The organism is Anaerolineales bacterium (genome assembly GCA_016928575.1).
GTDB lineage: Bacteria > Chloroflexota > Anaerolineae > Anaerolineales > RBG-16-64-43 > JAFGKK01.
Genome location: JAFGKK010000058.1, coordinates 1 through 15,626, shown reverse-complemented (window position 1 = coordinate 15,626; position 15,626 = coordinate 1). Strand labels below are relative to the sequence as shown.

At 62.5% G+C, this 15,626-nt stretch carries 11 protein-coding genes; 8 read left to right on the top strand and 3 right to left on the bottom strand.

Features of this window, described 5'->3' with window-relative positions:
* The 6 genes from JW929_07620 to JW929_07595 all read left to right on the top strand — a co-directional run.
* The coding region (locus tag JW929_07620) for a hypothetical protein (GenBank protein MBN1439259.1) at positions 1 to 273 on the top strand (273 nt) is incomplete at its 5' end.
* Between the two features lie 647 nt (positions 274 to 920).
* A complete protein-coding gene (locus JW929_07615) occupies positions 921 to 1,916 on the top strand; it encodes a LacI family DNA-binding transcriptional regulator (protein ID MBN1439258.1) in 996 nt (331 codons plus the stop codon).
* A 220-nt stretch (positions 1,917 to 2,136) separates the two neighbouring features.
* On the top strand, positions 2,137 to 3,558 hold the full coding sequence (locus JW929_07610; GenBank protein ID MBN1439257.1) for an extracellular solute-binding protein: 1,422 nt from the start codon (positions 2,137 to 2,139) through the stop codon (positions 3,556 to 3,558).
* A gap of 124 nt (positions 3,559 to 3,682) precedes the next feature.
* Positions 3,683 to 4,642, top strand: a complete 960-nt coding sequence (locus tag JW929_07605) for a sugar ABC transporter permease (GenBank protein ID MBN1439256.1) — start codon at positions 3,683 to 3,685, stop codon at positions 4,640 to 4,642.
* A 67-nt stretch (positions 4,643 to 4,709) separates the two neighbouring features.
* Positions 4,710 to 5,585: a carbohydrate ABC transporter permease gene (locus JW929_07600; protein ID MBN1439255.1), complete on the top strand. Its 876-nt coding sequence runs from the start codon at positions 4,710 to 4,712 to the stop codon at positions 5,583 to 5,585.
* An 11-nt stretch (positions 5,586 to 5,596) separates the two neighbouring features.
* Positions 5,597 to 7,018 carry a hypothetical protein gene (locus JW929_07595; GenBank protein ID MBN1439254.1) on the top strand — a complete coding sequence of 474 codons (1,422 nt, stop codon included), beginning with the start codon at positions 5,597 to 5,599 and terminating at the stop codon, positions 7,016 to 7,018.
* Positions 7,019 to 7,620: 602 nt separating this feature from the next.
* On the opposite strand, the gene JW929_07590 is transcribed toward JW929_07595, so the two are convergent.
* The 3 genes from JW929_07590 to JW929_07580 form a co-directional block, all read right to left on the bottom strand.
* Positions 7,621 to 8,979 carry a hypothetical protein gene (locus JW929_07590; protein MBN1439253.1) on the bottom strand — a complete coding sequence of 453 codons (1,359 nt, stop codon included), beginning with the start codon at positions 8,977 to 8,979 and terminating at the stop codon, positions 7,621 to 7,623.
* Between the two features lie 198 nt (positions 8,980 to 9,177).
* Entirely contained in the window at positions 9,178 to 10,749 is a 1,572-nt protein-coding gene (locus JW929_07585) for a PAS domain S-box protein (protein ID MBN1439252.1), read from the bottom strand.
* Between the two features lie 35 nt (positions 10,750 to 10,784).
* Entirely contained in the window at positions 10,785 to 11,756 is a 972-nt protein-coding gene (locus tag JW929_07580) for a PD40 domain-containing protein (GenBank protein MBN1439251.1), read from the bottom strand.
* A 372-nt stretch (positions 11,757 to 12,128) separates the two neighbouring features.
* On the opposite strand from JW929_07580, the gene JW929_07575 reads away from it, so the two are divergent.
* Both JW929_07575 and JW929_07570 read left to right on the top strand, forming a co-directional pair.
* Entirely contained in the window at positions 12,129 to 14,051 is a 1,923-nt protein-coding gene (locus JW929_07575; protein MBN1439250.1) for a hypothetical protein, read from the top strand.
* A 7-nt stretch (positions 14,052 to 14,058) separates the two neighbouring features.
* Complete coding sequence (locus JW929_07570; protein ID MBN1439249.1) at positions 14,059 to 15,444, top strand: MFS transporter; 1,386 nt, start codon at positions 14,059 to 14,061, stop codon at positions 15,442 to 15,444.
* The last annotated feature ends 182 nt before the right edge of the window (positions 15,445 to 15,626 follow it).

The following is a 15,626-nucleotide window of genomic DNA, read 5'->3' as shown; positions in this document are numbered from 1 at the left end:
TACAATCTCGTCGCTGATGATGGAGGGTTGGTATGGGGCGGCCGGATTACACCGGAATCGGTGGCCGAATTGACCGGAATTTGCAGCCGGTCCCGGCGCAATTCCTGGAAATATGCCCAAATTTGCCCTGGGGCGCCAATTTGGAGTGAAGCGAGGGAAAGCTTTGGTAGGGCGGATGAGGGGCAGTCTGAAGAGATCCCGAAGTCCGCTGGAAAAACACATTTCCAGAGTCATCCACGGGATCCGACAAAACACTCACTTTTCTCAACCTGACGGAAAACTTGGAAACAGATGATTTTTCGTCTTCCCTCTTTCAGCGGAGCTGGAAGCTGGAAGAGAGGAAGAGGGGGAGAATATAAAGTCTCCCTATTTTGGGAAAGGGATTCCCAAAAATATGCTTGAAAAAGCGTGGGAAAACCGCCTCTTGGAGGATACCCAATTCATGCACAGATTTTTCTGTGAAGATATCTTAAAAAACGGCTTATTTTTAGCCATTTTTTGACAATTTGGGGTAAATATTGAGATCGCTCTCATAATATTATGTTTTTTTTGGAACTTTTCACTAACCCCCATTTCGGATAACCAAACCCATGTTCAAGAAAATCTTATATAGGTTTTTTAGGTTAATAAATTATTGGTATGAATATTCCATATTTTCTCAACTATAATGAAAAGTTACAAAAAAGCATTTATTATATAGCATAATTACAGATAATGAACAATACCAAGGAATGTTAAATATTACTTGGTTTTATAGGATAATTTTATGGCTGGGGAGGGCAGAAAAAAAACCAAATCCGGGGAAAGAATATTAAAAAATCATTGACAATCCGCCGATCCTGTCCTAATATTTGGGAGCGATCCCATAATTACTGCTTTCCACCTTCTCACGACCAGGGCTTTTTTCGGAGCCATCCTGAATGCTGATCGAAGAGGTCGCCAAACTCAGCGGGGTATCGAGATCGACAGTATCACGTGTGATCAACAACGACCCCCACGTCAAGGAGTCCACCCGAGCCCGGGTGCTTGAGGTTATCCGCCAGGTGAACTTCCGGCCCAACGCGGTGGCGCGCGGGCTGGCCTCCGGCCGGACGAGAATCATTGGGCTGATCTTCCCCACCGCCCAATCCTCCCTGTTCACCGATCCGTACTACCCCGGCCTGGTGCAAGGCATCACCGCGGCCTGCAACGCCAGCGATTATTCCGTGATGCTGTGGCTGGCGAGCCAAGAGCAGGAGCGCTCGAAGATCAACCAAGTGGCCTCCAACAGCATCCTCGACGGCGTGATCATCGCCTCCTATCTGATTGACGACCCGATCCTGGAATCCCTAACCAAATCGAAGGTCCCCTTTCTGCTGATCGGGCGGCATCCTTCCAAGAGCGACCTGAACTACATCGATTCCGACAACATGCGCGGCGCGCGCGAAGCGGTGGTGTACCTGTTGCAGCTGGGTCGGCGGCGGATCGCCACCATCACCGGGCCGAAGAACATGATCGCCGGCATCGACCGCCAGGAAGGGTACGAACGGGCCTTCCGCGAACGCGGACTGACCCCCGATCCGGAGCTGGTCGTGGAGGGCGATTTCACCGAAAGCGGCGGATACAACGCCATGATGCGCCTGATCCCCCGCACCCCGGACGCGGTGTTCGTCGCCAGCGACGCGATGGCGCTCGGCGCGCTGCGGGCGCTGAACGAAGCCGGCCAGCGGGTGCCGGAGGACGTGGCCCTGGTCGGGTTCGACGACTTGCCCTCGGCCGCCCACCTGGATCCGCCGCTGACCACCGTGCGCCAGAACATCCAGCGCATGGGGCAGTTGGCCGCCGAGACCCTGATCCAAATCATCGCCGAAGGGGCGGCGCCGCCGCACCGGCTGGTGCTGCCCACGGAACTGGTCATCCGCGCCTCGACGGGTTGAGGAATCTCCCGGCGCGGGGCAAAACGGCGCGCGGTTTTTTTCGCGAGCGCTTTCCGGGCCTGCCGACGAGGGGCAGGCGCAGGTTCGAGAAGACAAACCGAAAGGAGGTGGTGATTATCGAGGATCCGGCTTTGCGCAGGAGCGTACTTCTTTCGGCAACAGCGATTCGTAAGGATCAATTTCTATCGACTCCAAGTCAAGGATAAGGAGAGAAGAAGCAATGAAAAAGAAAATCCTGCTTGTCATCGGCATGCTGGCGGTTCTGAGCCTGATGCTCGCCGCCTGCGCTCCGGCCGACACCGGCTCCACCGTCGAGACCAAGATCGTGCAGCAGACGGTGGTGATCGACGCGACCCCGCAGCCCGACATTTCGGGCGACATCACCATCTGGGTGATGCCCAACGGGCCCGATCCGCAAAAGCACATCGACGATGAGCTGCTCACCTTCCAGGCGATGTACCCGAACATCAAAGTCACCGCGGAAGTGGTCGGCTGGGGCGATGCGTACACCCGCATCACCACGGCCGTTCAGGGCGGCGAAGGCCCCTGCGTGACCCAGATGGGCTCCACCTGGGTCGGCTCGTTCGGCGCGATGGGCGGGCTGCATGAGTTCACCGCCGAGGAAGTTGCGGAAGTCGGCGGCGAAGCGGCGTTCGTTCCCGCTTCCTGGCAGACCGGCCTCTCGGACGGCAAGCTCGTCGCCATGCCGTGGGTCGGCGACGTCCGGGCGCTCTACTACAACAAGAAAGTGTACGAAGCGGCGGGCGTGGACGTGAGCACCGCGTTCGCGACCCTCGACAGCTACATCGCCGCGCTGGAAAAGATCCGCGACGCCAAGATCCCGGTGGATCCCGAAGATCCTTCCAAGGGCTACGTGGCGCCGTTGGTTCACCCCGGCAAGGGCGACTGGAACGTCTGGCAGAACCAGCTGCAGTGGATCTGGGCCTACGGCGGCGACATCCTCAATGAGGATATGACCAAGGCGGTCTTCAACTCCGAAGCCGCGCTGGACGCGGTCATGCTCTACACCAGCCTGTACTCCCGCGGCCTGACCTCCTCCGACAACCTGGAGATGAACTCCGCCACCACGGATGAGCGCCTGGGCAAGGGCCTGGCGGCGACCGAACTCGCCGGTCCGTACGTGATCCCGAACATCCGCGATGCCGCGGTCAGCGGCTACACGGTCCCCGAGGAAGATTTCGGCGTGGCTGAATTCCCGGCCGGACCAGGCGGACAGTACACCTTCATCGGCGGCAGCGACCTGGGCATCATGAACACCTGCCAGGACTTCGACGCCGCTTGGGCGCTGGTGAAATACCTGCTCCGCAAAGACGCCCAAATCCGCTACGGCAACGCCATCGGGCTGCTCCCGGTGACGTACGAAGCCCTCGAGCCCTTCAAGGCCGATCCGTTCTTCGCCCCGTTCATCGCGGCGGCCGACAAGGGCAAGACTTCGGCGCCGACCGGCAAGTGGGGCGCGATCGAGACCGCCATCAACACCGCCTTCACGGGCATCTGGGAAGACGTGGCCGAAGCCTGCTTAAAGCAGGGCGATGCGGCCTGCGCCGCTCCCAGCCGCGATGCGGTCAAAGCGAGGCTCGATGCCGCTGCGTCGACCGTGGATGAGTTGCTAGCCGGCTAGGACGATCGGTTTTTCCACGGTTTTCCCCCGTGGTAACCTTATGGGGGGGCGGAGGTGCACGAGCAATCCGCCCCCCCATAACCTCGGATGGAAAACACCGGGGGAAGAAAAGGAAGATGCGGGCATGGGTAAATTCCAAAAGGCTCTTGGGCGGTTCATGCGGATCAACCGGATTGCGTATTCGTTCATCGCCCCCGCGGTGATCGTGATGTTCCTGGTGCACTTAATTCCCACCGCCCAAGCGTTGTACATGTCCCTGTTGAACGTCACGCAGTCGACCTACGCGGCGCCGTTCTCCTCGCCGTTCGTCGGCTTGCATCATTACCAGCGCATTTTGGGCGGCCTGCTCTTCGGCTCCGAGGACAAGCTCATCACCGACCTGACCCAATCGGTCATCAACTCGTTTTGGTTCACCCTTTGGGTCCAGCTGGGAACGCTGGCCATCAGCCTGATCTTGGCGCTGCTCCTCAACCGGGAGTTCTTCGCGAGGGGATTGGCGCGGACGCTCGTGTTGCTCCCGTGGGTCATCCCCACCTTCGCGGTCGGCGTCATCTGGCGCTTCATCTGGGCCCAGGAAGGGGGATTGGCCAACCGGATCATCGTCGATTGGCTGCACTTGGCCGACGACCCACTGCGCTGGCTGATCGGCGCAAACGCGCGGACGGCCTTGATCCTGCCGGCGATCTGGCGCGGCCTGCCGTTCACCACGGTGATGCTGCTGGCGGCGATGCAGATCATCCCGGATGACATCTACGAAGCCGCCGCCATCGACGGGGCCAACGATATCCAGAAGTTCCTCTATATCACCTGGCATTATCTGGTGCCGATCATCGCCGTGACGACCCTGTTCGGCATCGTGTTTAATTTCTTCGGCTTCGGCCCCTACAACATCGCCATCACCCTGTTCGGCACGGACCAGCTGGGGAGGTACGTGGACTTGATTATGGTGGCCATCGCCCGGCAGTCCTTCGGATACCAACTCTATGGATACGGCGCCGCGGCTTCGGTGATCATCATGATCGCCGCGCTGGTGTTCACCGGGCTGTACTACCGGACCTTTAAAGAAGGCCTGACCTCGGAATGAAGCGGGGCCGGAAACGGACGCGGGCTTTCCATCCGGGAAACGGCGGAAGCAGAAAGGGAAGGCATCCATGCAAATCGCTGAATTGTTCACCACCGCGCGAGGACGAAGCCGGCTCCTGAACTGGTTCTGGAGTCTGATCCTGTGGGCTCTGGTGGCCGTCATTTTGCTGCCGATCTTTTATATGGTCCTGGTTTCGCTGAAGCCGCGGGGCGAAATCCTCTGTCCGTATTGCAGCATCTTTCCGACGGAGTGGAGGTTTCAGAATTATTCGGAGATGTGGAAGAGCCTGAAGTTCAACACGCTGTTCTCCAACAGTCTGACGGTGGTCGGCATCGCCACGCTGATCGGAACCTTCTTCTCCGCCCTCGCCGCCTACGCCCTGGCCCGGTTCCGATTCCGCGGCGCGGACGCCTACAGCATCACCGTGCTGGCGACCCAGCTCATCCCGGGAACGCTGTTCTTCATCCCGCTCTACCTCACGTTCATTTGGATCAAGAAAAACTTGGGCATCCCGCTGGTCGGATCGAACCTGGGCGGAATCGTCCTGTACATCGGATTCTACACGCCGATTTCGATTTGGATTCTGCGGAGCTTTTTCGCCTCCATTCCGGTGGACCTGGAGGAGCAGGCCATGGTGGACGGGGCAACCCGCTTGGAGGCGTTTTTGTTCATCGTCATCCCCCTGGCCATCCCCGGAATCGTCTCCACCGCCATCTACATCTTCATGACCGCCTGGGACGAGATGTTCTTCTCCTACACCTTGGGCATTAAAACCATCCCCGCCGGCGTGCGCCAATACATCACCGGAGCGGCCGGAACCCAGCTGCGCTACGATTACATGGCCGCCGCGTCGCTGGTGGTGGCGATTCCGATCGCGGTGATGTTCTTCCTGCTGCAAAAGCGGTTCATCGCCGGCCTGACCCAGGGATCCGTCAAGGGATAAGCCGGCCTTCGATGCGGAACAAAGCGATCCCGCTGGGCGGGTTGCTGTTGCTTTGCGGATTCGCGTGCGGTCCGGTCGGGGCCGACTCCACCGCCGCCGAATTCCGCACGGCCGAACCGTTGGCGTCCGTGACCGAAACACCGACCGCCGTGAATACGGCGGTTACGCTTTATCCGGTGGCCACGGCCACTGCCACCCCCACGCCGGTCCCCGGGACTTTGTTCGTCCAGGCCGATGCCGAGCTGGGGGATATTTCCCCCTTCCTCTACGGAACGAACTACGGTCCCTGGCAGAACCTTTCCCGGAAAACCAAACCCGTTCTGCAGGAGGTGGGACTCCGGTTCCTCCGCTACCCGGGCGGGGAATACGGGGACCGGTACGTGTTCATCGAAGGCCGCCTGGACGAATTCATCGCCCTGTCCGGGGAATTGGGGGCGGAGCCGATGGTAAACGTCAAGCTCCCGAATTCCACGGCCAAGAGCGCCGCGCAGGCGGTGCAATACGCGAACGTCGACCAGCGCCACGCCGTCCGCTATTGGGCGATCGGCAACGAGCCCGACCTCTATGACGAAAAATTCAACATGCCGGACTACGGCACCGGGGAATTCAACCGCGACTGGCGCGAATTCGCGTTGGCGATGAAAGCCGTCGACCCTTCGATCCTGCTGATCGGACCGGAGATCAGCCAGTTCACCGGAGACCCCCGGACCGACCCGCGGGACCGCGACGGAAAGGACTGGCTGAGGGAGTTCCTGCGGGCGAACGGCGACCTGGTGGACGTGGTTTCCGTCCACCGCTACCCCTTCGGACAAACCGCGCCCGCGCTTGCCGACCTGAAAACCAACCCCGCCGAGTGGGACCTTCTGATTCCCAACCTGCGGGACGTGATCCGCAGCGAGCTGGGACGCGACCTCCCCGTCGCGGTCACGGAGTTTAATTCGGATTGGACCAACAGCGAAGGCGGGGAGACCACGCCGGATTCCTTCGCCAACGCCCTCTGGCTCGCCGACGTGCTCGGGAGGATGGGCCGGCAACGGGTGGATTTCGCGGCCCATTTCTGCCTGGAAGGGGCCGGCGGCCACGGGCTGACGCAGGTCTCGGCCGTCCGACCGAGCCTCTACGTTTTTGAGATGTACAAATCCTTCGGCAACCGGCTGGTCCACGCGTCTTCCGACACCCCGCTGTTGAGTATCTACGGCGCGAAGACCGGCGAGGGAATCCTCACGCTGATGGTCGTCAACCTGAACGATCGGGACATTTCCAAAACCATCACGATCGCGGGCTTGGAGTACGGCCAAGCCGCAGAGACGCGGCGGTTCGACCGTTCGACCGACGCGGAACTCGGCGACGCGGCGACGATCGACGGAAAAACGCCGTACGTGTTCCCGGCCGAATCGGTCACGCTGTTCATCCTTCCAAGCGCGGATACGTAGGGCGAATCGCCGGTTCGGGGCGATGGATCAACCGCCGCGGTCGCCGCGGATTAGATGCGGCAAACGCGGCGGTTGGATTATCCATGACGGTTACTCGTAGAAAGAAATTAAGTGTCTGCTCACCCCGATGCAAGTATTTTTTTTTATACGGAAAAACCAGTTTTCATTTTCCCCTCATCCCGTCCTTCTCCCAGCCCATCTCTCGAGATTGATGGCTTTGAATCATTACATTCTTTTTTCCGCTATTGTGGGGCTGGGAGAAGGTGCCCGAAGGGCGGATGAGGGAGAGGCTGAGCAGATACGGAATTTAAAGGGGCTGTCCGGGAGAAATGCTGGGCATCCGGGTGAACGTACTCCCTCGCGCCGCTTGAAAGAAAAAGGTTCCCGCACCGGCTATCACGTCCGCCTGTGGCGCAGTGTTCACCGGGGGAAGCGACGATGCGCTCGGCGGTCCATCCGCTTCAGACAAACCTCGAATTTCCACTTCGAATGCGCGGGAAGTGCGAGCCGGTTTATAACAGGCTTCCTCCAGGGAATCTTCACTCCACACCAAGGCGGACCGGCGGGTACGGCATCCAACGGCGCCGGTTGTATTTTTTTTTCTACTTGGCGGTGAACTTCTTTAGGGCCAGCTGTTTTTCCGCCGTGGCGAGGATCTTCTTCATCCGCTCCGCCAGCGGCTCCTGCGGCGAAGCTTCCAGGTCCTTGAGGGCGGCCTTCAGCGCTTCCACGAAGGTATCGGTGATCTCGCCCGCGCGATCGGCAAGCAGTTTTTCCGCCCCCTCGTCGTTCTGCTCGGCGAGCAGGTCGCGGACGAACCGCAATTCGGGCGGCAGGGAATTTTCGAGGGCGGCCAGGATTTTGGATTTCACTTCCTCCAGCCGCGCGGCGGCTTTTTCCTGCTTGTTGCGCCGGGCGCTTTCCAGGTTCGCCTCTAGGATGGCGAAGAACAAATCGTTGCACTCCGGGAGGTACTCCTCGACGGCGGAATCCAGATCCGGCGCCTGGACGATGCTTTGCAGGACCCCGGCGGCGAGGTTCATCTCCGACTGCACCGCCTGCTGGACCCGCTCGACTTCCTCCAGCGCTCGGTCGCGGATGGCCGCCAGCCGTTCGCGCTCGGAGCCGGAAGCCTTGTCCAAATTTTCCGTGAAGCGCTGGAAGAAGGCGTAGTCCATCGCCTGCCAAGCCAGGGCGGCCAGCGCGGTCACCCTATCCAGCGAGGGAGCTGCGGCGACCAGCCGCACCAACCCTTCCAGGCTGACCTCTTTGCCCAGCGCTTCCAAATCCCGGGCTGCGGCCTCCAATTCCTCACGTTGGGCCTGCGAACGCTTTCCGGCCGTGGAATTCCGGAGGACGTCTTCCCGCGCGCGCCGGGCTTTTTCGGCGAAGGCTTGGTCCTCCCCGGCCGCCGCCGAGCGGGCGACGGCGGAAAGCAGGGCCAGCACGTCGGCGTCGATCCGTTTATCCTGTTCGCGGATCAGAGTCAGCCGCGCGTCCCCTTCCGCCTCGATCAGCTCCCGGACCAGCTTGGTTTTGGCGCGCTGGGCTTCGAGCATCTCCTTGGTGATTCCGTCGGATTCAAGCACCCGCTCCAGGAGGCCTTGCAGGGTGAGGACCGCCTGCGGGCGGAGGAGGTAGCCTTTGCGCTGTTCGGCCGGAAGGGAATTCACCAATTGTTGGGTCAGGGAGCCGAGGGTTTTTTCCTGTTCGATCGGCGACAAACCCAGCTCCGGAGGAACGAAGGTCAGCAGGAGTTCCTTGAGCGGATCGTGGTAGACCAGCGGAGAGGCCAGCGCGCCCTGGAAGCCGCAGGAAGGACATTGGAAGAAATTCAGTCGGCCCTGCAGGAGCCGGGTCTTTGAGGCGGGATCTCGTCCGATGTCGATCAGCTGTTCGATGAGGGCGGGCTGCATCGCCCCGCAGTTCGGGCATTTGATGGTGGTCTGAATGGGAGGCATGGATCGCCTTTCACGAAGGAATGGTGCATTCTACCCGGGCGGAGGGCGGTTATCAAGCGGGGGGCTCGAAGCGACGACCGACTATGGCCGATGGCTGCAGATCGTGCGGGTGCCCCCCGGGATATTTCGGGATGATAAAAGAACGCTATGGGTGGAGGGGGGACCGTGGCCCAAGGTCTAAGGTCCGCGGCCCGGCGGTCACTTCCGATCCCGCGGCAGCGTGAAGCAGGCCCGGGTTCCCTTTCCCGGTTCGGAGTCGATCCAGATCCGGCCGCCGTGCGCTTCGACCACGGCCTTGGCGAGATACAGCCCCAGGCCGGCGCCCTTGGTGCGTTTGGCCGAATCCGCTCCGCGGTAGAAGCGGTCGAAGACGTGCGGCAGATCCTTGGGGGGGATGCCGTACCCCTCGTCCTCGACGGAGACGGTCACTTCTGCGGGAGCGGCCGCTCCGCGGATCGTCACCGGCGATCCGGCGGCGGAATATTTCACCGCGTTCGACACCAAGTTGGAGATCACCTGAACGATCCGTTGTTCGTCGGCGGAGACCGCCGGAAACGAGCGCGGGAAATCCGCACGGATCGTCCGGTCCGGGAATTGTTTGGAGAGGCGCTCCGCGGCCCGGGCGGCCAGGCGGGGGAGGTCGACCTCGCCGTAGTTCGGGGAAAGTCCGCCGGCCTGCAGACGCGATGCGTCGAGCAGGTCCTCGATCAACGCGGTCAACCGGTCGGCTTCCTCCTCGATGACGGAGAGGGAATCCTCCACCACCTCCCGCTCCCACTGCACGTCCTGGCGGCGCAAGGTGCTGGCATAGCCCTTGATCAGGGCCACCGGGGTTTTCAATTCATGGCTGATGATGGAGATAAAGGTGTCCTTGATCTCCTCGGCTTCGCGGAAGCGGGTGAGATCGCGCATGCCGACGACGATGTTGAGCAGGTTGCGGTCCTGGGCGAACACGGGCGCGTAGGTGACCCCGACGCTGACCGGGCTGCCCGCACGGCGGAGCAGATCGGCCTCCAGGTAGAGCGTGGCGCGGCCCGAGAGCGGCCAACCGCCGGCCTCGGCCTGGGAGAGGGTCCGCCCGGTTTTCGGGGAGGAGAACCGCAGAACGTCGTCGTGGGACTGGCCGACGGCTTGTTCGGGGCCGACGCCCGCCAGGCGGGCGATGGCGCGGTTGAAGCGCTGGATGCGGTCGTCGGGGCCGAGGATGGCGATGCCCTCGGCCGAGGATTCGAGGATTGCGTCGAGGCGCTGCTTCTCTTCGCGCACCTGGGCGAAGAGGCGCGCGTTGGCGACCGCCACCGCCGCCTGGTCCGCGAAGGCCTGCAGCAGGGCGCGCTCGTCGTCGGTGAACAGCGCGCGCCCGGCGCGGAAGACGTACACCGCGCCGACCACCGCGCCGCGGGCCGTCATCGGCAGGCCCAGGCTGGAGAGCCACCCGAGCGAGGCGGTGCGGATCATCTGCTGCAGGCGCCGCTCGATCTGCGGCAGCAGGCGGCGCTTCGGATCGTCGGCCGGCGGCAGTTCGCGCAGAACGGCGGAGAGCGGCTTTAAAAAGTCGGGCGCCACGCCGACCGAGGCGGCGATCCGCCATCCGCCCGAATCCGCCGCCGTGCCGCCGGGAAGGGCGATGATCCCCGCTTCGCCTTCGAGGATCTCGACCGAGATGCGCAGGATTTTTTCCAGCACCCGCTCGAGGTCGAGCTCCTCGGTGATGGTGCGGATGATTTCCAGCAGGACGTCGCGCTGGCGGATGCGGTAATCAGGCAGCATGCCATTCCCCTCGATGACTCCGGACGCCGCAGGCGTCATTTCCTGTAACAGACATAAATATCCGCTTCGATCATCCGGTCGTCCTCGAAATAATGGTGGACAAAATACAAATTTCCGTCGCGGTCGAGGGTGGGCTCGCCCGCCAGAGTCGAGAGAATCTGCTCCGCCTCCCCCCAAACGCCGCCTTCCCGCTTCGACCGCCAGATGCCGTAATTGCGATAGAACCACAATTCGGAACCGTCCGGGCTGAGGGCCGGCCACCCCTCGTCGTCCGGCGTGTTGAGCGGGGCAAGGTTGGCGGGCTCCTGCCACTCGCCTCCCGCCATGCGCGATACCCACAGATCCAATTTTCCCCTGCCTCCGGGCCGCGCGGATCCAAAATACAACTCGGTTCCGTCGGCGGAGATGTGCAATTCGCCGACCTGGAAATCCGGATCGAAATCCGCCGGCCGCCAATCCCGCCAAGCGCCCTCGCGCAGTTCGGCGGTCATCCAAACGATCCCGTCGTATCCCTCGCGGATGGTGCAAAACCACATCGTCTCACCGAGGATGAATTCGCACCCGTCGAGCGCGGCTTTCCCCGGATCCTGCAGCAGCACCCGTTCCGCCTCGCCCCAGGCGCCGCCGGATTTCCGCGAGCGGTAAATGCCGGTCACGCCGTCGATTATATGCCGATCGGCCGGGATGGAGGCATCCGGGGTGAAGAAGAAATATAGGGTCTCACCGCCGGGCAAAATGAACGGTGAATCTTCCGCCCCGGCGGTGTTGACCAAACCCGGCGCGGGGACGGGTTCTTCGAACTCGGCCGAGAGCAGTCGCGGCGGATTCGGATCCGTCGCGGGCGCCATTTTCACCGCGTCCGGCGGGATCTTCGCTTCGCGCCGGACCGGTTCCGCCGCGGCGGGGGCGGTTCCCGGTCCGGAAAGGAGGAAACCGGCATCGCAGGCGAGGACGGCGCCTCCCAGCACAAGGATGATTCCCGAAAGGAAAGCATTGCTCCGTTTCATGAAATTGATTCCCTCGCTCGGCGGAATGCAGGACAGTATACGGGGAGTATACCGGCCCGCCGGAAGCGGGGCAAGCAGACCCCGTTTTTTCCCCTCGCGCCCAACCCCTTCCTTGGGTAAAATCGAACGGGGGAAAAACCCGAGCCGTTCGCTCTTGCCTTTTTATCTATCGGAGCCGGTTCTCCGCCCGCAATATGGGCATATCCAACCGAAGCCGGACCCGGTCCTTTGGCGCCGTACCGCCGTATCCCGGGGTCGCGGGTGGTGCGTCGATCCGGTGCTGAAACAGACGGTCGAACCGGGGCGGGTTCAATCGGCTTCGACGCAGAAAACAGGCGCCCGCGGAAAGCCTTTGGTAGATCAGGAGAGATGGTGAGCGAGGATTCCGCTGTCCCCCCGACGGTCATCTTCCAATCCGGCAAGCTGGGAGACGTACACCGGATCCTGAAGGAACTGGATTGGGCCGAGAGGCTTTTGCGGGAAGGGATCAATCCGGGCCGGATCTTCGGGGTTAGCGGCGGCAATCTGGTTGCGCTGGCGTTCACCCTTGCGCGGGCGGCTCGCCAATCCCCGCAGATCTGGGGGAAAGCCCGCGACGCGATTCCAGAATTCCGCGGTTTCTTGGGCCGCGCACGCAGCCGCGATCTGCGGTCCCCGAAGCTGAATCCCTGGTATGGGTTTTTCACCCTCGCGCCCCTTCGAGGCTGGATCGCCGCCCGCCTGCGGGCCTACACCGGCCGCGCCGATTGGATGCTCTCCGGCCTGGACCTGCCGCTCTACCTGTGCTCGATCGACCGCGACGCCGTCTTTAAGATGTACGGTCTCCCCGACCAAGCCCTGCAGTGCGATTATCACTTCGTCCACATTCCGCCGCCGCGGGACGCTCCATTGCTCGACGCCCTGACCGCCGGATTGAGCACCCTGCTCTCAACCGACTCCAACGCCGTCAACGGCGAATGGCGGATCGACTGCCGCCCGCCGATCGTCGACGCCGGGGCGATCGTCGCCGACCTGCAAGCCGGAGACCCGCGGCCGATCCTGCGGTCCCGTCCGAAGGCCGAGGTAAGACCGTGGCCGGTCAACTTCATCAGCTCCTCGTTCCTGATGCACTCGAACCACGAGCGCAATCAGCCGCTGTTGGCGGGCTGCTACCTCGATCTGCTCGAGCGGCACCGCAGACTCAAGGAGCGGTTGGGCGGGGCCGCCGCGGGAAACGATCCGGTTGACGCGGGCGGTCCGGTCGTCGGACACGCCGACCTGCCTTACGTCGGCTCGACCGAAGCCGCCACCAACATGCGCGAATCGGTGGAAAAGCGGGTCGAATTGACCGCCCGCTTCCAGCAGCTGCTCGACGGCCAACTCGATTCGTTTCCCTTCGACCGGCCGGCCAACGTGATCTACGGCGCCGGAGGCTTCTCCGGAATCCTGGCCGGGATGGTGGCCACCCGCGCGGTGGACGAAGGCTTTGCGCGCGGGGGCGGCGAAGTCCGCCAGGTTTTCGGCGTCTCGGCCGGGGTGCTCAACGGCTTCTTCCACGCGGTCCAGCTGGCCGCGGTCCGGCGTCCGGACTTCTATCGGCCGGCGGCCCGCACCGCCCTCAAGGACCTGGAAGACTTCATGGCCCATTGCGAGCCGGGCAAAGTCGTCGCGATCAATTGCAACCCGGCCAAGTTTTGGAAGGGGTGGTGCAACCTCAAGCCGTTGGAGGGGTTCTTCCTTGATAGGCTGGCGGCCTACACCGGGTCGGTCCATCCGGAACGGATCACCTTCGACGACATCGCCCTGCCGTTCACGGTGACCTCGGCCCGGACCGACGGCTACACCGAATTCTTCGGCATGACCAAGCCGGCCCGCTCCTTCACCTGGGCCGGCCGCAAGTGGGAGGCGGTTTCGGCGCCGGTGGTGAAGGCCCTGCTGGCCGGCTGGAGCATGAACACTTACGTCATCCCCGCCGTCATCGACGGCCGGGAATACCTCGACGGCGGCGGCTCGTTCTACGATCCGGGGATTCTCGCGGCCTGCCTCGATCCGCAGATCGAGAACCTGCTCAACATCCACCTCGACGAGCCGGACGGCCACTCCTACTACCTGCCGCCGCACATGAACCTGCTGAACATCCTGTTCGACACGCACAACCTGACCTTTCCCGAGGAGCGCCGGCGGATGCGCCTGCTCACCGACCTGCTGTTCAAGCACTACCGCCTGCGCCGGCGGGCGAAGGCCGCGGGCATCGACCCGGGGCCCGATTTCCACACCGACTGGACCGTGGAACATTCCAAACCGGTCGACCTGTAGAGGAGCCATGACCACCACCGACAAGCTTTCCCGCAAGACCAAGCTGGCCTACGGCGCCGGCGACCTGGGGGCGGCCATCGCGACGGCCATCAACGGTTTCTTCCTGCTCAACTTCCTGATCAACGTGGCCGGTCTGCGCCCGGGCATGGCGGGAAGCGTCTTCCTGATCGTCAAGATCTGGGACGCGGTCAACGACCCGCTCATCGGCTGGCTGACCGACCGCACGGTGAGCCGGATGGGCCGCCGCCGGCCGTGGCTGCTGTTCGCCGCGATACCGTTCGGACTGGCTTTCTTCCTGCAGTGGATCGTGCCGCCGCTGAACGAAGCGGGCTTGTTCGCGTACTACCTGGTGGTGGCGATCCTCCTGGATTTCGCCTTCACCGCGGTCAATGTGCCCTACGCGGCGCTCACCGCCGAGCTGACCCAGGATTACGACGAGCGCACCCGGCTCTCCTCGGTGCGGATGAGCTTTTCGATCATCGGCGGGGTCCTGGCGGCGTTCTTCCACGGGATCATCGTCAGCCTGTTCCCCGGGGACCCCAAGCTGGGCTACGCCATCAGCGCGGCGATCTGGGCGCTGTTCATCGCCGGGCCGTGCTTCATCACCTTCTTCGGCACCCGCGAGCCGGAGTTCGCCTTGAGCGCCAAGCCCGCCGCACAGGGGCCGGGCTTCCTCGAAGGGCTGCGGATCGCCCTGAGCAACAAGGCCTTCATCCTGGTGACGCTGATCTACATGCTCTCCTGGCTGGCGATCCAGTTCGCCCAGAACAACCTGCAGATCTTCACCAAGGATTGGATCAAACTCGACATGCAGTTGTTCAGCTTCCTGCTGTTGGCGATCCAGTTCTCGTCGTTCCTGTGGGTGCTGATCTGGTCCAAGGTCAGCGAGCGGATCGGGAAGCAGAACGTCTACTACCTGGGGGCGGTCTTTTTCGTCCTGGCGCTGATGGGCTTGTTCTTCCTTCAGCCGGGGCAGGTTGTGGCGACGTTCCTCCTGGCGGCGATGGCCGGGATCGGGATCTCGGTCGGGTACCTGGTGCCATGGAGCATGGTGCCGGACGTGGTCGAGCTCGACGAACTGCAGACCGGGCAGCGGCGCGAGGGGATCTTCTACGGCTTCTTTGTCTTCCTGCAGAAGATGGGCCTGGCGCTGGGGCTGTTCTTCTCCGGCTGGGTGCTCGACCTAGCCGGGTACGTCAATGCCGTGCCGGGCCAGCCGGATCCGGTCCAGCCGGCTTCGGCGCTCCTGGCATTGCGGGTGCTGATCGGCCCGGTCAGTGCCGGGGTCCTGCTGCTGAGCTTCCTGGCGGTGCGGGCCTACCCGATCACGCGCGAGAGGCACGCCGAAATCTGCGCCGAGCTGGCGAGGCGCAAGGCGGCCTCCGCCTCGTAAAGTGCAGATGAAAACAAGGGGGAGCCGCCGGGCTTTCCAAAGGATGACTGCGAAAAAACCGACCTGCCGGCCGACTGGCCGGTTTTATTCTTTGGTTGTATCTGCTCAGCCTCAGTAATACTGAAATGAAATCCTGCTCTTTTCCATCCTCACCCCTATCCCCTGGCCCCTTCCCCCTCTCC

Coding starts and splice junctions, on each gene's coding strand:
- JW929_07615 (MBN1439258.1), top strand. CDS start 921: ATGCTGATCGAAGAGGTCGCCAAACTCAGCGGGGTATCGAGATCGACA.
- JW929_07610 (MBN1439257.1), top strand. CDS start 2,137: ATGAAAAAGAAAATCCTGCTTGTCATCGGCATGCTGGCGGTTCTGAGC.
- JW929_07605 (MBN1439256.1), top strand. CDS start 3,683: ATGGGTAAATTCCAAAAGGCTCTTGGGCGGTTCATGCGGATCAACCGG.
- JW929_07600 (MBN1439255.1), top strand. CDS start 4,710: ATGCAAATCGCTGAATTGTTCACCACCGCGCGAGGACGAAGCCGGCTC.
- JW929_07595 (MBN1439254.1), top strand. CDS start 5,597: ATGCGGAACAAAGCGATCCCGCTGGGCGGGTTGCTGTTGCTTTGCGGA.
- JW929_07590 (MBN1439253.1), bottom strand. CDS start 8,979: ATGCCTCCCATTCAGACCACCATCAAATGCCCGAACTGCGGGGCGATG.
- JW929_07585 (MBN1439252.1), bottom strand. CDS start 10,749: ATGCTGCCTGATTACCGCATCCGCCAGCGCGACGTCCTGCTGGAAATC.
- JW929_07580 (MBN1439251.1), bottom strand. CDS start 11,756: ATGAAACGGAGCAATGCTTTCCTTTCGGGAATCATCCTTGTGCTGGGA.
- JW929_07570 (MBN1439249.1), top strand. CDS start 14,059: ATGACCACCACCGACAAGCTTTCCCGCAAGACCAAGCTGGCCTACGGC.